10 protein-coding genes and 1 pseudogene are annotated in these 14,510 nt (G+C 74.0%); 4 read left to right on the top strand and 7 right to left on the bottom strand.

The features are described 5' to 3' along the window. Positions 1-138 precede the first annotated feature (138 nt). Complete coding sequence (locus OO60_RS31590) at positions 139-3,141, top strand: BTAD domain-containing putative transcriptional regulator (RefSeq protein WP_244885608.1); 3,003 nt, start codon at positions 139-141, stop codon at positions 3,139-3,141. Here the strand turns inward: OO60_RS31590 and OO60_RS31585 are convergent. Together OO60_RS31585 and OO60_RS31580 are read right to left on the bottom strand one after the other, a co-directional pair. Beyond that, entirely contained in the window at positions 3,125-3,916 is a 792-nt protein-coding gene (locus OO60_RS31585; RefSeq protein WP_033262703.1) for a Calx-beta domain-containing protein, read from the bottom strand. The two genes, OO60_RS31590 and OO60_RS31585, sit on opposite strands and share 17 nt — an antisense overlap. A 106-nt stretch (positions 3,917-4,022) precedes the next feature. Next, positions 4,023-5,318, bottom strand: coding sequence for an FAD-dependent oxidoreductase (locus tag OO60_RS31580; protein WP_167346742.1), 1,296 nt, complete (start codon positions 5,316-5,318; stop codon positions 4,023-4,025). A gap of 206 nt (positions 5,319-5,524) precedes the next feature. On the opposite strand from OO60_RS31580, the gene OO60_RS31575 reads away from it, so the two are divergent. Both OO60_RS31575 and OO60_RS31570 read left to right on the top strand, forming a co-directional pair. After that, positions 5,525-6,202, top strand: coding sequence for an SGNH/GDSL hydrolase family protein (locus OO60_RS31575; protein ID WP_033262702.1), 678 nt, complete (start codon positions 5,525-5,527; stop codon positions 6,200-6,202). A 100-nt stretch (positions 6,203-6,302) separates the two neighbouring features. Next, positions 6,303-7,334 (top strand): helix-turn-helix transcriptional regulator, encoded by a 1,032-nt coding sequence (locus tag OO60_RS31570; RefSeq protein WP_003053749.1) that lies wholly within the window; start codon positions 6,303-6,305, stop codon positions 7,332-7,334. Here the strand turns inward: OO60_RS31570 and OO60_RS31565 are convergent. The 4 genes and pseudogenes from OO60_RS31565 to OO60_RS31550 all read right to left on the bottom strand — a co-directional run bounded on the left by OO60_RS31565 (position 7,321) and on the right by OO60_RS31550 (position 12,544). Continuing rightward, positions 7,321-8,634 (bottom strand): hypothetical protein, encoded by a 1,314-nt coding sequence (locus tag OO60_RS31565; protein ID WP_003053747.1) that lies wholly within the window; start codon positions 8,632-8,634, stop codon positions 7,321-7,323. The genes OO60_RS31570 and OO60_RS31565 overlap by 14 nt on opposite strands. A gap of 63 nt (positions 8,635-8,697) precedes the next feature. Beyond that, positions 8,698-9,575, bottom strand: a pseudogene (locus OO60_RS46030) (IS5 family transposase). Positions 9,576-9,679: 104 nt separating this feature from the next. Continuing rightward, positions 9,680-12,049, bottom strand: a complete 2,370-nt coding sequence (locus OO60_RS31555; RefSeq protein WP_081911282.1) for a S8 family peptidase — start codon at positions 12,047-12,049, stop codon at positions 9,680-9,682. Positions 12,050-12,124: 75 nt separating this feature from the next. Beyond that, positions 12,125-12,544 carry a MarR family winged helix-turn-helix transcriptional regulator gene (locus OO60_RS31550; RefSeq protein WP_003053738.1) on the bottom strand — a complete coding sequence of 140 codons (420 nt, stop codon included), beginning with the start codon at positions 12,542-12,544 and terminating at the stop codon, positions 12,125-12,127. A gap of 45 nt (positions 12,545-12,589) precedes the next feature. Between OO60_RS31550 and OO60_RS31545 the strand changes: the two genes are divergently transcribed. Then, positions 12,590-13,276 carry a class I SAM-dependent methyltransferase gene (locus tag OO60_RS31545; RefSeq protein ID WP_033262701.1) on the top strand — a complete coding sequence of 229 codons (687 nt, stop codon included), beginning with the start codon at positions 12,590-12,592 and terminating at the stop codon, positions 13,274-13,276. A 12-nt stretch (positions 13,277-13,288) separates the two neighbouring features. On the opposite strand, the gene OO60_RS31540 is transcribed toward OO60_RS31545, so the two are convergent. Then, the gene (locus OO60_RS31540) at positions 13,289-14,503 is read right to left on the bottom strand and encodes an MFS transporter (RefSeq protein WP_033262700.1); all 1,215 of its coding nucleotides are present in this window, start codon (positions 14,501-14,503) and stop codon (positions 13,289-13,291) included. Between the last annotated feature and the right edge of the window lie 7 nt (positions 14,504-14,510).

The following is a 14,510-nucleotide window of genomic DNA, read 5'->3' as shown; positions in this document are numbered from 1 at the left end:
ACTTCGAACCGAGCGTCACCGCGACCGGTTGTGAACCGGTTGTCGCGGCCCCCGCGGATCAGCTGGTTGGCTGTTTTCGACCCCCTTCGCGCTGGTTACGCTCGCTGAGCGGTGGTGCCGCGCGGGAAGGAGACGGGGGTGTCCCAACCCGGGGAACTGCGCGTGCTAGGGCCGGTCGAAGCGATCGGCCCGGGCGGGCCCGCGACCCTGCACGGAACGCGGCAGCGGGTCGTGCTCGGGGTGCTGGCGCTGCACGCGGGCACCGTCCTGCCGATCCCGCGGCTGGTCGACGTCCTGTGGGGCGAAGACCCGCCGCGCACCGCCGTCAAGACGCTGCACAGCCACGTCGCACGCCTGCGCCAGGCCCTGGAGGGCTGCGGGTTCCCGGGCGTCCTGGTCACCCGCGAGCCGGGCTACCTGCTCACCGTGCCGCCGGTGGCGGTCGACGCGTACCGCTTCGAGCAGCAGGTCCGCGCGGGCGCGGCCGACCTCGCGGCCGGCGCCGTCGAGCGGGCGGCCACCACCCTGCGCGCGGCGGTCACGCTCTGGCGCGGGGACGCCTTCGCCGACGCGGTGCCCGCCGGCTGGGGCCGGCGCGAGGTCGACCGGCTGCACGAACTGCGGCTGGGCGCAGTGGAGGACCTCTGGGACGCCGAACTGCGGCTGGGCCACCACGAACAGGCCGTCCACGAGCTGCCCCGGCTGCTCGCCGCCGCCCCGACCCGGGAACGGCTGACCGGGCTGCACATGCTCGCCCTCTACCGCTGCGGGCGGCACACCGACGCGCTCGACGCCTTCCAGCGGCTGCGGCGGCGGCTCGCCGACGAGCTCGGCGTCGACCCCGGTCCCGAACTCCTGGCCCGGCACACGGCGATCCTGCGGCGCGACCCCGCCCTCGACCTCGGCCCGGCCGCGACCGGGCCCTCGCAGCTGCCCGCGGGCGTCGGGCACTTCACCGGACGCGAAGCCGAGCTCGCGGCGCTCGACGCCGTGCTCGACGAGCCCGAGCGGCCGGTGGTGGTGGTCTCGGGCGCGGCGGGCATGGGCAAGACCGCGCTGGCGCTGCACTGGGCACACCGGGTCGCGGCCCGCTTCCCCGACGGCCGGCTGTTCCTCGACCTGCGCGGCGAGGACCCGGCCGACCCGCTGCCGGGTGCCCGGGCGCTGACGCACCTGCTGCGCGGCCTCGACGTGCCCGACGAGAACATCCCGGGCGACCAGGCCGGGCGCGCCGCGCTGTACCGGTCGCTGCTGCACGGCCGCCGCTGCCTGGTCGTGGTGGACAACGTCGCCGGCCTCGAGGACGTCCTGCCGCTGATCCCGGGCACCGGCCCGGCCCTGCTGGTCGTCACCAGCCGGCAGCACCTGGCCGCGCTCAGCACCCGCCACGCCGTGCGCCCGGTCGCATTGGACGCCTTCGGGCACGCCGAGTCCGTCGCGCTGCTGGACCGGGTGCTGGGCGCCGAGCGGGTGCGGCGCGAGCGGGGACCGGCGGCGCGGGTGGCGCGGCTGTGCGGCGGGATGCCGCTGGCGCTGCGCATCGCGGCCGCCCGGCTGGTGGGTGCGCCGAAGCGGCCGATCGCCGAGCTCGCCGCCGAGCTGGCCGGGGCCGGGCGGCTGGAAACCCTGGCCGTGGAAGGGGATTCCCGCACGGTCCGGGCGGTGCTCGCCACGGCCTACCGGCCACTGGCCGCCGCGCAGGCCCGGTTCTTCCGCCGGGCCGCCCTCGGCCCGGGGGCCACGTTCAGCGCCGCGCTCGGGGCCGCGCTCTGCGGGGTGCCGGGCACCGACGGCGACCGCGCCGCGGCCGGGCTCGCCGCCGCGCACCTGGTCACGGCCGCCGGTCCGGGCCGGTTCCGGTTCCACGACCTGATCCGCGAGTTCGCGCGGCAGTGCGCGCGGGCCGACGAGCCCCCGGCCGCCCACGCGGAGATCGCCGACCGGCTCGTCGACTGGTACCTGGTGGCCGTGGCGGCGGCGAACCGGGCCATCGACCCGAACCGCGACCTGGTCACGCCGGTACCGCGGTTCGCCGCGCCCGAAGTCCCGGTCGGCGCCGACCGGCACGGCGCGCTGACCTTCCTCACCGCCGAGCGCGACAACCTGCTGCCGGTGGTGCGGTTCGCCCGCGAACACGGCCGCGCCGAAGCCGCGTGGCAGCTGACGTACCTGCTCACCAGCTTCTACGACACGGCCGGGCACTGGCACACCCGCGTCGAGCTGTGCCGCGAGGGCGCCGCCGCCGCGACCGGGCTCGGCGACCCGCTGGCGGAGGCGGAGATGCTGCGGGCGCTGGGTGTCGCGTACTTCATGACCCGGCGGTTGCCGGAGGCACTGGAGACCAACGCGGCCGCGCTGCGGACGGCCCAGGCCGCCGGGGACGTCCAGGGCGAAGGGCACATCCACAACAACACCGCCAACGCCTACGCCGAACTGCGCCGCTTCGACGAAGCCATTGCCGCGCACCGGCTCGCGGTGGCCCGCAACGCCGCGGCCGGGAACGACCTCGGGCACGCGCTGTCCCAGCGCAACCTCGGCCACACCTACGTCCGGATGGGCCGCGCCTCGGAGAGCCTGGCACCGCTGACCGCGGCGCTGACGACGTTCCGCGCGCTCGGCAATGCCCGGCTCGAGGCGGCCACGCTGGACACGCTCGGCGAGGCGCACCTGCAGCGCGGGGACCACCACGCGGCGCTGGCGCACCTCGGCCGGGCGCTCGCGGTCAGCCGGCTGCTCGGCGACCGCTGGCTGGAGTGGGAGGCACTGCTCGACGCCGGCCGGGTCCACCTCGACCGCGGCGACTTCGCCACCGCGGCGGATTTCTTCGGGCAGGCCCTCGACATCAGCCGCGACGTCGGCGACCGGCACGGCGAGGCGGCCGCGCTGGAGCACCTCGGGCGGGCCCGGCTCGGCGCGGGCGACCTCGCCGCCGCCCGCGAGCACCTGGACCGCGGGCTGGCCGTGCGGGCCACCGTGCCCGACGGCTACGAGCAGGCGCACCTGCACCGCGATCTCGGTGACCTCGAGGCGCGGCTCGGCCGGCCCGCCGACGCGGCCCGGCAGTGGGCCACGGCCGCCGCGTTGTACACCCAGGCCAACGCGACGGCCGAAGCCGGCGAGGTGGCTAAGCGCCAGGCTTGATCGTCACCTCCGTCCGCGCGTTCCCCAGCGTGCCGGCCGAGGGAGCGAACAGCTCCAGCACGAACCGGGACTCGCGCTGGCCGGGTTTGCCGTCGAGCAGTTCGACCACCGCACTGCCGCCGGACGCGCCCGGCGGGATCGTCACCGTCGCGTCCTTGACCGGCACGTACGCCGGTTCGCCGGTGCCGAGGGGCAAGGTCCGGTAGTGCACGGTGACCGGTGCCTTGGCCGGGCCGCCGAGCCCGAGCCCGACCCCGACGGTGCAGACCCGCCAGCAGATCTTGCCGCCGTCGGTGGAGACCACGACCGCGGGCCCGTCGCCGCCGTCGTCGTCGACGATCCCGCCCGCGGCCAGGTCGTCGGCCAGTACCAGCCCGACCGGATCGGACAGGCGCAGCAGGAACGGCTCGTTCGGCTCCCGGACGGCGTCCTTGACGACCTGGACGGCGACGGTGCGCGGGCCGGAGTCACCGGTCCAGCTCAGCCGTCCCGCGGCGGGGACGTAGTCGGCCGGGCTGGTCGCGCCGGGCGAGCCGTCCTCGGTCTTGTAGGCGACCGAGCCGGCCGGCACGCACCCCGCGGCCGCCGTGACGGACACGGTGAACGTGAAGGTGGTGTACGAGCTGGGTTCCTCGGCGGCCGGGGTGCCCTCGTAGAGGGTCTGGTCGGTGACGGCCACGGACGCGGGCCCGCAGACGGGGGCCACCGCGCCCGCGGGCACCGCTGTTCCCGGGCCGAGCAGCAGCACGACCGCTGCGAGCACCGCTGTTCTCATCGGGAGTCCCCCTTGCGTCCGGGCCCGCGGTGGAGCGCGCCATCCGGCATGCGTACCGCAGCCCGGTTGCAGCCGGGTTGTGACTCACCGGCCGGGTGCCGTGACCTCAACGGCACCGTCGACCGCGCCCGGCTGTTCGGCCGGGACCGGCCGGCGTGCCGTCGCGCCGAGCGGATGCCGGGGCCCGCTCCGGGCGCAACCCCACGCCGACCAGGTACAACGCCGCCGTCTGCAGGACGGGCACCCAGTGTGCCGCGGTCAGGAGCCGGCCCGCCGGACCGGCCTGCCGCCCGGACCCGAGGGCGCCGGCCAGGTCGGCGTGCATGATCCGCTGCACCGCCTGCACCAGGAGCAGCGACGGCAACCGGCGCCGCCGGATCCGGGCGAGGTCGGCCCCGCGCACCGCACCCCGCCGCAGCCGCCCGGCGAGCAGGGCCGCGGTCGCGACGGCGTCCTGGACGGCGAGGTTGACGCCCACGCCCCCGACCGGCGACATGGCGTGGGCGGCGTCCCCGATGCACAGCAAACCCTCGGCGTGCCACCGGCGCAGGCGGTTGAGCCGGACGTCGAGGAGCTTGACGTCGTCCATCGAGACCAGCTCGCCGACCCGGTCGGCGTACTCCGGGAGGAGTTCCGCCACGTCGCGCCGGAACGCGTCGATGCCGCGGGCACGCAGCCGGCCGTCGGTGCCCTTGCGGGCGACGTACCCGATCTGGAAGTAGCCCTCCCGGGGAATGACGATCGCGAACCGGCCCCGGCCCGGCCGCCGGGTCAGCCGGCCGACCTGCTCGCCTTCCCGGCGCGAAAGCCGGAACCACCAGGTGTCGAACGGGACGCCGTACTCGGTCACGCCCAGCCCGGCCGCCGCGGCCAGCACCGAATTCCGGCCGGTGCACACCACCGTGAGGTCGGCCCGGAGCTCGCCGTCGACCGCCGCACCGCCAGCCCCGTTCGCGCGGTAGCGGACCCCGGCGACCCGGCCGCCCTCGCGAACGAGGGAGGTCACCGCGGTCCCCATCGCGAGCCGGAACGCCGGCTCCGCCCTCGCGGCGTCGGCGAGCAGGTCCAGCAGGTCCCACTGCGGAACGATCGCCACGTACGGGTGCCGCACCCCCCACTTGCGCAGCGCACCGAAATCCCCGATCGACCGGACCCCACCGGCCCCGTCCGGCAGGACGACGTCGGTGATCCGGGTCTGGGGCAGTCGCGCGAACCGCTCCCCCAGTCCCAGGTCGTCGAGCAGCTGCAGGGTCGCCGGCTGCACGGTGTCGCCGCGGAAGTCGTGCAGGAAGTCCTCGTGCTTCTCCAGTACCGTGACCTCGACCCCGGCCCTCGCAAGCAGCAGGCCCAGCACCATGCCCGCCGGGCCGCCCCCCACGACACAACACGTCGTCCGCTCCACCCCTGTCCCCCCGTTCCCCGCCGATCACCGGCGGGCCTCACCACCTTCTACACCTGACGTCACGGCGGCCTGGGAACGTCGCGCGAACGAGAGTAAACCGGGCAGCTTTGCCGCCCGAACGGCGACGAGGGCTCGTCGGAGGCGGTGTCCCATCCGCGGCGCGGCCGGCTCCGAATGCCCGGGCAAAGCCAACCAGGAGGACACCCTTGCCGAGGCGCACGTGGTCGGGCCGGCTGCTCGACGCTGCCGCTGTCGTGCTGCCCGGCGTCCGCCGGGTCCGCGCGCAGAAGGAACCCTTCGCGCGAGCGTGGGACGAAGCCAACCGCGCGGCCCTCGCCACCGGACGGCCGCTCTGGGTCGCGCTCGGCGACTCGATGACCCAGGGCATCGGCGCCCGCACCCCCGACGGTGGCTGGGTTCCCCGCCTGCACGCCCGGCTCGGCGAGCCGTTCGCGGTCGTCAACCTGTCGGCTTCCGGCGCCCGGATCGCCGACGTCCTCGACCACCAGCTCCCCCGGCTGCACGCCCTGCCCATGCCACCGGCACTGGTGACCGTCCTGGTGGGCGCCAACGACATGCTCACCCCGGCGCGCCGCCGCGGGACCGCCGCGCGGTTCGGCCGGCTGCTCGCGCAGCTCCCGCCGGGCCGGTCCGTGGTCGCCACCCTGCCGAGGCGCAACGCCGAAGCACGGGCGATCAACGCCCTGATCGACGCCGACGACCGCGTGCGCGTCGCCGAGCTGCGCGGCCCGGCGCTGAGCCCGGTCCGCGGCAGCCTCGCCGACGACTGGTTCCACCCCAACGACGCCGGCTACGCCCGCATCGCGGACCTCTTCGAAGCACCCGTGCGTGCCGTGGCGTCCGGCCGCCACGGCACGCTGTGACCGGCGTCCTGCGTCGCAACGCGGTCCCGGGCCGCGTTGTACGTTGTCAGCGAGCCGTCGACGCCGATGGGAACAGCCGGCCGCGTGGCTAGGAGGCAGGGTGCTGGAAGCGCTGGGCATGACACCCGACGAAGAACGGGTCTACCGCGTGGTCGTCGGCGGGTACCGGACCGCGGCCGAAGAGATCGCGGGGCGGGCCGGCGTGGGCCGCGGCGAGGTGCAGCCGATCCTGGACGTCCTGCTGGCGAAGGGGCTCGTCAACCTGGCCGACGGGCAGTACACGTCCGCGCCGCCGGACGTCTCCCTCGGCCCGCTGCTGGTGCACGGCCAGGAGAAGCTGGAGGCGGCCAGGGCCGCGGTGTCCCAGCTCGCCGAGGAGTACCGCGGCAGCGCGCGGCGGCGTGACTCCGCGCAGCTCGTCGAGGTCGTCACCGGGGTGGACGCGATCCGGCGGCAGGCGCTGGCCATCCAGCGCGGCGCCCGCGAAGAGTCGCTGTGGTTCTGCCTGGAGGGCAACGTCGCGATGGCGGCGTCGGAGAACGTCGAGGAGGCCCTGGCGCAGGCCCGCGGCGTGCAGTACCGGGTGATCTACGAGACCGGCCTGCTCGAAGAGCCCGGCCGGATCGTCAACGTCCTGGAGGGCATCGAAGGCGGCGAGATCGCCCGCTCGATCTCGAAGCTGCCGGTGCGCCTGGCCATCTCCGACCGCCGGGTGGCGCTGTGCCCGCTGGTCAGCCACGACAGCACCGGCGAGCCCACCGCCGCGCTCGTCCGGGAGAGCAGCCTGCTCTCCGCGCTGGTCGCGTTGTTCGAGGTCTACTGGGAACGCGCTTCTCCGCTGCGGATCGGCGACACCGCGCCCACGCCCCACCTCGATCCCGACGAGCGCAGGCTGTTGTCCCTGCTCATCGGCGGGGTCAGCGACAAGTCGATCGCGACCCAGCTCAACGTCAGCTACCGGACCGTCCAGCGGCGCCTGCAGGACCTCATGCGCCGGGTCGACGCCCGCACCCGGATGCAGCTGGCCTGGCAGGCCAGCAAGCTCGGCTGGCTGGACGAGCCGAGCCCCGGGTACCCCCTGCCGGCCGGCGGAAGGCACCCGGGACCCCTGAGCGACGCTATTTCGAACTGAGCCCGTACGCCCGCAGCACCGTCTGGTCGACGGCGTTGCCCGCGGTGTCGGTCGCCTGCACGCGCAACGCCACGTAGGAGTTCGTGGCCCCGAGCGCCGGGTGCTCGATCGTGGCCTCGTAGGACTTCCCGGTGCGCTTGACGTCGACCGCGCGCCAGGTCCTGCCGTCGTCGTAGGACGCCCAGGCCTTCATCGACCGCACGTCCGGCGTGGCCATCCCGTCCTGGAACCGGGCGGACAGGCCGATCCGGGCCTGGCGACCGGCCGGGAGCCGGTTACCGGCGTCCGCCTCGACCGCGTAATCCAGCTGCAGCAACGGAAGCAGCGCCGGTGCCGCCGAGCGGGCCGAGCGGAACGTCCACGACGTCTGCGTGCCGGTGCCGAACAGCCACTCCGGCGAATCGCGCCGCACCGACAGGTCGAGCCGGTAGGTCGCCGGGTCCGCGCCGGCCGGGAACGTGCCGAACGCGTACGGCTGTTCCGACACGAGCTGCCCGTCGCGGAACAGTTTCGCCGAGGTGACCGCCGGTCCGGCCTGGTCGTCGCCTTCGTTGAAGCCGTAGTGCCCGGCCTGGCTGTCGGCGAACTCCGGGATCCGGATCCGGAGCTTGTCGCCTTCGCGGGTCGAGTCCAGGCCCGGCACGCCCCGCGGGATGGCGGGCCGGACCACCGGCGCGAACCAGTCCTCGGTGACGTGCTCCCCGTTCGCGTAGGTGCGCGGTGCCGTGGTCATGCCGCCGGTGAGCGGGGACATCTCGTCCCAGATCAGGCCGTGCCTGACCCGGTGCTGCCACAGGGTGTCCCCCGAGCTGACGTACTCCTCCCGGGTCGACGGTGTCGCCACGCGCCGCTGGTATTCGTTGACGGCGAAGTCCTGCCACGGCTTCCAGGCGAACCGCTGTTCCTTGGCCTCCCCGCCGCTGCCGGTCTGGCGGTAGTGGGTGGTGACGGCCGCGGTGTTCGCCGCGGTGACCCGGTGGACGGGCTTGTCCGGGATCCGGTCGCGCTCGGTCTGCACCACGTCGTAGAGGTACGGGCTGACCGGGACCCCCTGCAGGCTCAGGAGCGCCGGGAACCACTTCATGGTGGCCAGCAACGCCAGCCCCTGGTCCCGGTCGAGCTGGACGGTCGGGATCGGCAGGAACGGCGCCGCGCTGACCGACGGCACCGAGGCGGTGCCCCAGCCGTCCGGCACGACGATGAAGACCATCGCCGCCCCGGCGGCCGCGGCCGCGCGGGAAACCCCGTCGCGGTCGTAGTCCGCCGGGTCCGGGTCGACGATCGCCGCCTTCCCGCGCACGTTCTTGAAGTCCGCCGGTTTGCCCTGCCCGGCCGAGACGGCTAGGGCCTGTATCGAAGTGGGTCATAGCCACTCGTTGATCGCAGCGACGTGGACGGTGGCTTCGTAGCGGACAGCGAGCTTGTCATAGCGAGTGGCCACCCCACGGTGGCGTTTGAGCCGGTTGATCCCGCACTCGACCGCGTGCCGCTGCTTGTAGATTTCGGGGTCGAAGGCCGGTGGCCGGCCGCCCTTCGACCCCTTGGCCTTGCGATGCGCGTCCTGGTCGGCCTTGCTCGGAATGGTCGCCTTGATCCCACGACCGCGCAGATGAGCACGGTTGGCCTTCGACGTGTAAGCCTTGTCCGCCAGCACCCGATCAGGACGCGTCCGCGGCCGCCCACCGCCCGGACGGGGCACCCGGATCCCGGCCAGGACCGGAACGAACTGCGGGCTATCGCCACGCTGCCCCGCGGTCAGCACGATCGACAACGGCTTCTGCCCCTGCTCACACCCCAGATGCAGCTTCGTGGTCCACCCGCCCCGCGACCGCCCCAACGCATGATCCTCCGGCTCGACGATGACCCCGCCAGGCGGCTCGGCCTGCAGATCCCCCTTTTCCGCGCCCCCGCCGCATGCTGATGCGCCCGCGCGATCGTGGAATCCACACTGACATCCCACGTAATCCGCCCCGCCGCCTCGGCCAGAGCCTGCAACGCAGTCAGAATTCGCTGCCAGACACCAGCCCGTTGCCACCGCCGAAACAGGCCATAAACCGCTGCCCAGGACCCATATCCCTCGGGCATGTCCCGCCACGGAGCGCCGGTGCGCACCCGCCACCGGATCCCGTCGATCAACTGCCGTCTGCTCCACAACGACGGCCGACCCGGCCGCGACGGCACGGGCAACAACGCCTCCAGCGCTGCCCACTGCTCGTCGGTCAGATCGAACCGCCTCGTCACCGCTAGGGTGTCCACGAGGTCTCCGGTGTTCAGGTTCTTCTTGGTCGACGAACCACCTACCGGAGACCTCACCCATGTCGGCCACCGACACGCCCAGCACCAGCTCAACTTGCTGGAGACGACTTCGATACAGGCCCTAGCAGCAGCCGCCGGCCGTCCAGTTTGGGCGAGCCGGGCAGGTAGCGGTTCGTCAGCGGGTCGCGGCCGCCGAGGACGTTCACCGTCAACGGTGGCGCGATCCTCGACCAGCGGGAGCCGAACTCGAAGGCGCCGGTGGTCACCTTCGGCGTCGGCGTGACGCGGAGCTCGCGGGTGTAGTCGAACTGCATCGCGTAGTTCGCGATCCGGCGCGGCCCGAGTTCCCGGTAGGTGTAGTAGCTCCAGATCCCGGCCTGCTCGGCCGGCTTGGGGGTCTGGATCTCCACCTTCACCGCCTTGCGGGCGTCCAGCACGATGGCCGTGTCGCCGGTGATCCGCAGCTCCGGCAGGACGACCTGGAAGACGGTCAGGCCGTCGCCGCCCCCGTCGACCTCGGCGGTCAGGTAGTACACGCCCGCGCCGAGCTCGACCGTCATGCTGCCGCCGCCGAGCCAGGTGTTCAGGTCGAAGCGGTAGTCCTCGCCGTACATCAGCAGCCACGGCGCGACGGCCGGCTTGCCGTGCAGGTCGAGTGCGCTGAGGGTGACCTTGTGCCTGGGCGCGGTCTTGTCCGCGCCGAGCGAGGTGTGGACCACCACCCCGTCCGCGGTCGCGGTGAGCCGGCCGCTGTAGGTGCCCGCCGCCAGTTTCGCCGGGTCGCCGGTGATCGTGACGGTGACCCGGCCACCGGCCGGGACGTCCACAGTGGACTTTCCGAGCCGGATCCCGTCCCCGGCGGGGACCCCGGCGAGGGACTTGGCGTCGAGCGCGAGCTTCAGCGAGACCGGGGTGGTTCCGGTGTTGGTGTAGGTGACCTCTTTGGACACCGGAGCGGTGCCGTTCTCGAGCGCGCCGAGGTCGAGCGTGCCGGTGGCGAACACCTTCTGCTTCACCGCGCGTGCCACGTCGACCCGGCCGCCGCCCTGCTCGAACACCGAGAGCCCGGAGGCGGTCAGGGACGTGCTGGCCAGCGCGTCCTTCAGCTGCCTGCCCGTCCAGTCCGGGTGCTGCTGGGCGAGGATCGCCGCCGCGCCGGCGACGTGCGGCGTGGCCATCGAGGTGCCGGAAGCGGCGGTGTAGTGGTCGTCGACGACGTCGCCCATCGCGGTCCCCGCGGCGCGGGCGGCGACGATGCCGACGCCGGGCGCGGTGATGTCGGGCTTGACGGCGTTGTCACCCAGGCGCGGGCCGCGGCTGGAGAACGACGCCAGTTTCTCGTCGCGGCCGACCGCGCCGACGGTCAGCGCGGCGTCGGCGGTGCCCGGCGAGCCGATCGTGTAGGCGCCCTGGTCGCCGTCGTTGCCGGCGGCCACCACGAAGAGCGTGCCGGTCTGCTCGCTGAGCGCGTCGAGGCCCAGGCTGAGCGGGTCGGTGCCGTCGGTCGGGCCGCCGCCGAGGCTCATGTTGACCGCCTTGGCGCCGGAGTGCGCCGCCCACTCCATCCCGGCGAGAACCCAGGACTCGTAGCCGGAGCCGTCGTCGTCGAGCACCTTGCCGACGAGCAGTTTCGCGCCGGGCGCGGCGCCTTTGAGCCGGCCGCCCGAAGCGGCGCCGGAGCCCGCGATCGTCGAGGCCACGTGCGTGCCGTGGCCGAAGTGGTCGGTGGTGTCGGGGCTGGTCGTGAAGTTGACCGCCCCGGTCACCCGCCCGGCCAGGTCGGGGTGGGCAGGGTCGTAACCCGTGTCGAGGACGGCGACCGTGGTGCCGGTGCCGTCGAAGCCCGCGGCCCACGCCTCGGGGGCGCCGATCTGCGGGACGCTGCGGTCCAGGGAGGCGCGGACCTTGCGGTCCAGGGAGATCCGCTCGATCGCGCTGTTCGCCGAGGAGGTCCAGAACGCGGCGGCGTTCGCCTTGCTCGCCCGCGCGGAACGGCCGTTGACGCTGCTCAGCGTCACGCCCAGGTCGGCCGCCACCGAGGTTTGCCGGAGGTCGGCGCCCTTGCGGTAGCCGAGGATGAGCGGGAGGGTCGCCGACTGCTCGTCGGCGTAGCCCTCGGCGATCAGCTCGGTGACGTCGAAGAGGGTCCGGTCGACCTGCTTGGCGGCCAGCCGCGGGGTGACGTCCTCGGGGAAGACGCTGAGGTGGCCGTCGACCTCCTGCTGGTGGAACCGGATCTTCTCCCGGCCCGGCCCGGGCTGCACGGTGGCGGCCTGCTTGCCGCCGGGCTGCCGCTCGACCTGGACGACGTCCCCGGTGAGCAGGGTGACCGAATGGCGTTCGAGGCCCGCGGGTGACGGTGCCGCGTGCGGGCCGGGCGCCGCGTTCGCGGCTCCGGCGGTGCCCGCGACGAGGGTGCCGGCGCAGGCCACGACCAGAACAGATGATCTCCAGTGCATCGCACCAGGCTCGCGCCGGCGCCGTGATCCGTCACTAGGGCGGCCGCGTCCGAATCACGACACGTCGCATCTTCGTCAGCGGCGGGAGGCCGCCACGAGGAGCCGCCGGAGCTCGCGCCGGCCGTGGTCGCCGAGCCCGGCCAGGACCCGGTCCTCGGCCTCGGCCACCGCGGGGTCGAGGCGCGCCAGCAGGGTCACGCCCTCCCGGGTCAGCGTGGCGGGCAGCGATCTTCCGGACGGCACCGTGGCGGGTCGCGTCACCAGGCCACGCTCCTGCAGCTCGCGGACCACCTTGTTCATCGCCTGCGGCGACACCTGGGCCTCGCGGGCCAGCTCGGCGTTCGACTTCGGCGACCGCGCCAGCATCCGCAGGCAGAGGTACCCGGGGTGGGCCAGGTCCGCCGGCCCGAGCACGGTGGCGGCCACTTCGGCCCGCAGGGCCGCGGTGACCCGGTGCAGCAGGTAGCCGAGGGGTTCGTCGCGGAGACTCTCCATGTCAACCATGTTGACATATATCAACTCGGTTGACACTCTGGGGGCATGACGAACTCACCCAGCGAAGCGTTGTTCGAATCCGCCTACCGTGGCCAAGCGCCCGAGATGGGGCCGGGCCTCCGGCCGCCGTGGAGCATCGGCGAACCGCAACCCGAGATCGCCGCGCTCATCGACGCGGGCGCCTTCCACGGCGAAGTCCTCGACGCCGGCTGCGGCGAGGGCGCGACGTCGCTCCGCCTCGCCGAGCAGGGTTTCACGACGGTCGGCCTGGACCTGTCGCCGACCGCGATCGGGCTCGCGCGGGCGGAAGCCGCCCGGCGCGGCTTGGCCGGCGCCGCCTTCGCGGTCGCCGACATCAGTACGTTCACCGGCTACGACGGCCGGTTCGGCACCATCGTCGACAGCACGCTGTTCCACTCGATGCCGGTCGAGCGGCGCCGGGGCTACCAGGAATCGATCGTCCGCGCCGCGGCGCCCGGCGCGTCCTACTTCGTGCTGGTCTTCGACAGCGCGACCGTGCCATCGGACAAGGTCAACCCGGTCTCGGCGGCGGAACTGCGGGAGGTGGTGGGCGCGTACTGGACGATCGACGAGATCCGGCCGGCCCGCATCCACGCCGACGTCCCCGAGAACTTCCCGGATTTCGCGGGCTTCGCCGGCCGCGACGTCCGAGATGAGGGCAACGGCCGCAAGTCGGCACCGGCCTGGCTGCTGTCGGCACACTTGTCCTGAGCGCCCACGCCCTCACGCGGCCTGCGGCTCGGCCGACGGCCGGCGCGAGCGCTCGGCCCAGCGGACCACCGCGGGGACGGCCAGGCCGGTCGCCGCGAAAACGCCCCCGATCACGAACCAGCCCGGTGTGCCCCAGGTGATGCACAGCGCGATCAGCACCGCCGGCCCCAGCGTCACGCCGAGCCCCAGTCCCATCCCGAACAGGCCCTGGTACTGGCCGACCGCGTGCGGGGGCGCCAGCGTGAACGACAGCTCGAAGCCGCCCGCGGCCTGCCAGAGCTCGCCGATCGTGTGCACGACGACCGCCGCCAGCAGGAGAACGAGAGCCAGCCACGTCGGCGCGCCCGCCATGGCCGCGATCCCCACGCAGGCGGCGAAGAACGCGAACCCCGCCCGCCGGAACGCCACCGCGCCCGCCCGGGTCGTGTCGATCCGGCGGCTCGCCCGGACCTGGAAGAACACCACGATCACGGTGTTGACCACCATCACGCCGGAGATCGTCCAGTTCGGCGCCGTGGTCCGGGCGACCAGCCACAGCGGGACCGCCGCGGTCAGCACCCGGTACTGGATCGCCAGCACCCCGTCGAGCAGGGTCAGCACCAGGTAGGGACGGTCTCGCAGCGCCACCCACCGGGGACCGGTCCCGGCCGGTTTCGGGGGGACCGCCGGGAGGAGCAGCACGATGGCCGTGCTCGCCGCGTAGGACACCGCGCTGCCGCCGATCAGCAGCAGGTACGCGTTGCGGGTGTCGGCCGCGACGCCCCAGCCCGCCAGCAGCGCGCCGAGCGCGATGCCGAGGTTGGTCACCGAACGCAGGTAGCCGCGGAACTCCGCGGGCCGGTCGCCGCCGTACTCCTGCACGAGCGGGCTGCGGGCCGCCGGTCCCGCGGTCTGGGCGGCGGCACCGAGACTCGCGAAGGCCACAACGGACCAGAAGTCCTCGGCCAGGCAGAGCCCGGCCATGGAGACCGCGCCCAGCACGAGCGTGAGCGCGTAGACCGTGCGGGCGCCGTGGCGGTCGGCGAGGTGCCCGAACGGGATCCCGGCGGCGAGCGACACCGCGCCGGCGATGGTCAGGCCGGCCCCCACCTGGCCGGCGGGCAGGTGCACCGCCCGGGTGAAGTACAGGACTCCGGCGGTCAGGTAGACGCCGTACCCGGTCATCGTGACCAGGGTCGCCACGGCGAGCAGGCGGGGTGGTCCGCCGCGGGGCAGGAGCGCGGGCATGCAAGGC

The sequence above is a fragment of the Amycolatopsis vancoresmycina genome (assembly GCF_000716785.1).
In the GTDB taxonomy this organism is placed as follows: Bacteria; Actinomycetota; Actinomycetes; order Mycobacteriales; family Pseudonocardiaceae; genus Amycolatopsis; species Amycolatopsis vancoresmycina.
The sequence above is the reverse complement of the archived record's forward strand: the minus strand, read 5'-3'. Positions and strand labels throughout refer to the sequence as shown.

Bases quoted from the DNA above. Each gene is read 5' to 3' on its own strand.
- OO60_RS31585 (WP_033262703.1), bottom strand. From the start codon at position 3,916: ATGAGAACAGCGGTGCTCGCAGCGGTCGTGCTGCTGCTCGGCCCGGGA.
- OO60_RS31550 (WP_003053738.1), bottom strand. From the start codon at position 12,544: ATGGAGAGTCTCCGCGACGAACCCCTCGGCTACCTGCTGCACCGGGTC.
- OO60_RS31555 (WP_081911282.1), bottom strand. From the start codon at position 12,049: ATGCACTGGAGATCATCTGTTCTGGTCGTGGCCTGCGCCGGCACCCTC.
- OO60_RS31540 (WP_033262700.1), bottom strand. From the start codon at position 14,503: ATGCCCGCGCTCCTGCCCCGCGGCGGACCACCCCGCCTGCTCGCCGTG.
- OO60_RS31545 (WP_033262701.1), top strand. From the start codon at position 12,590: ATGACGAACTCACCCAGCGAAGCGTTGTTCGAATCCGCCTACCGTGGC.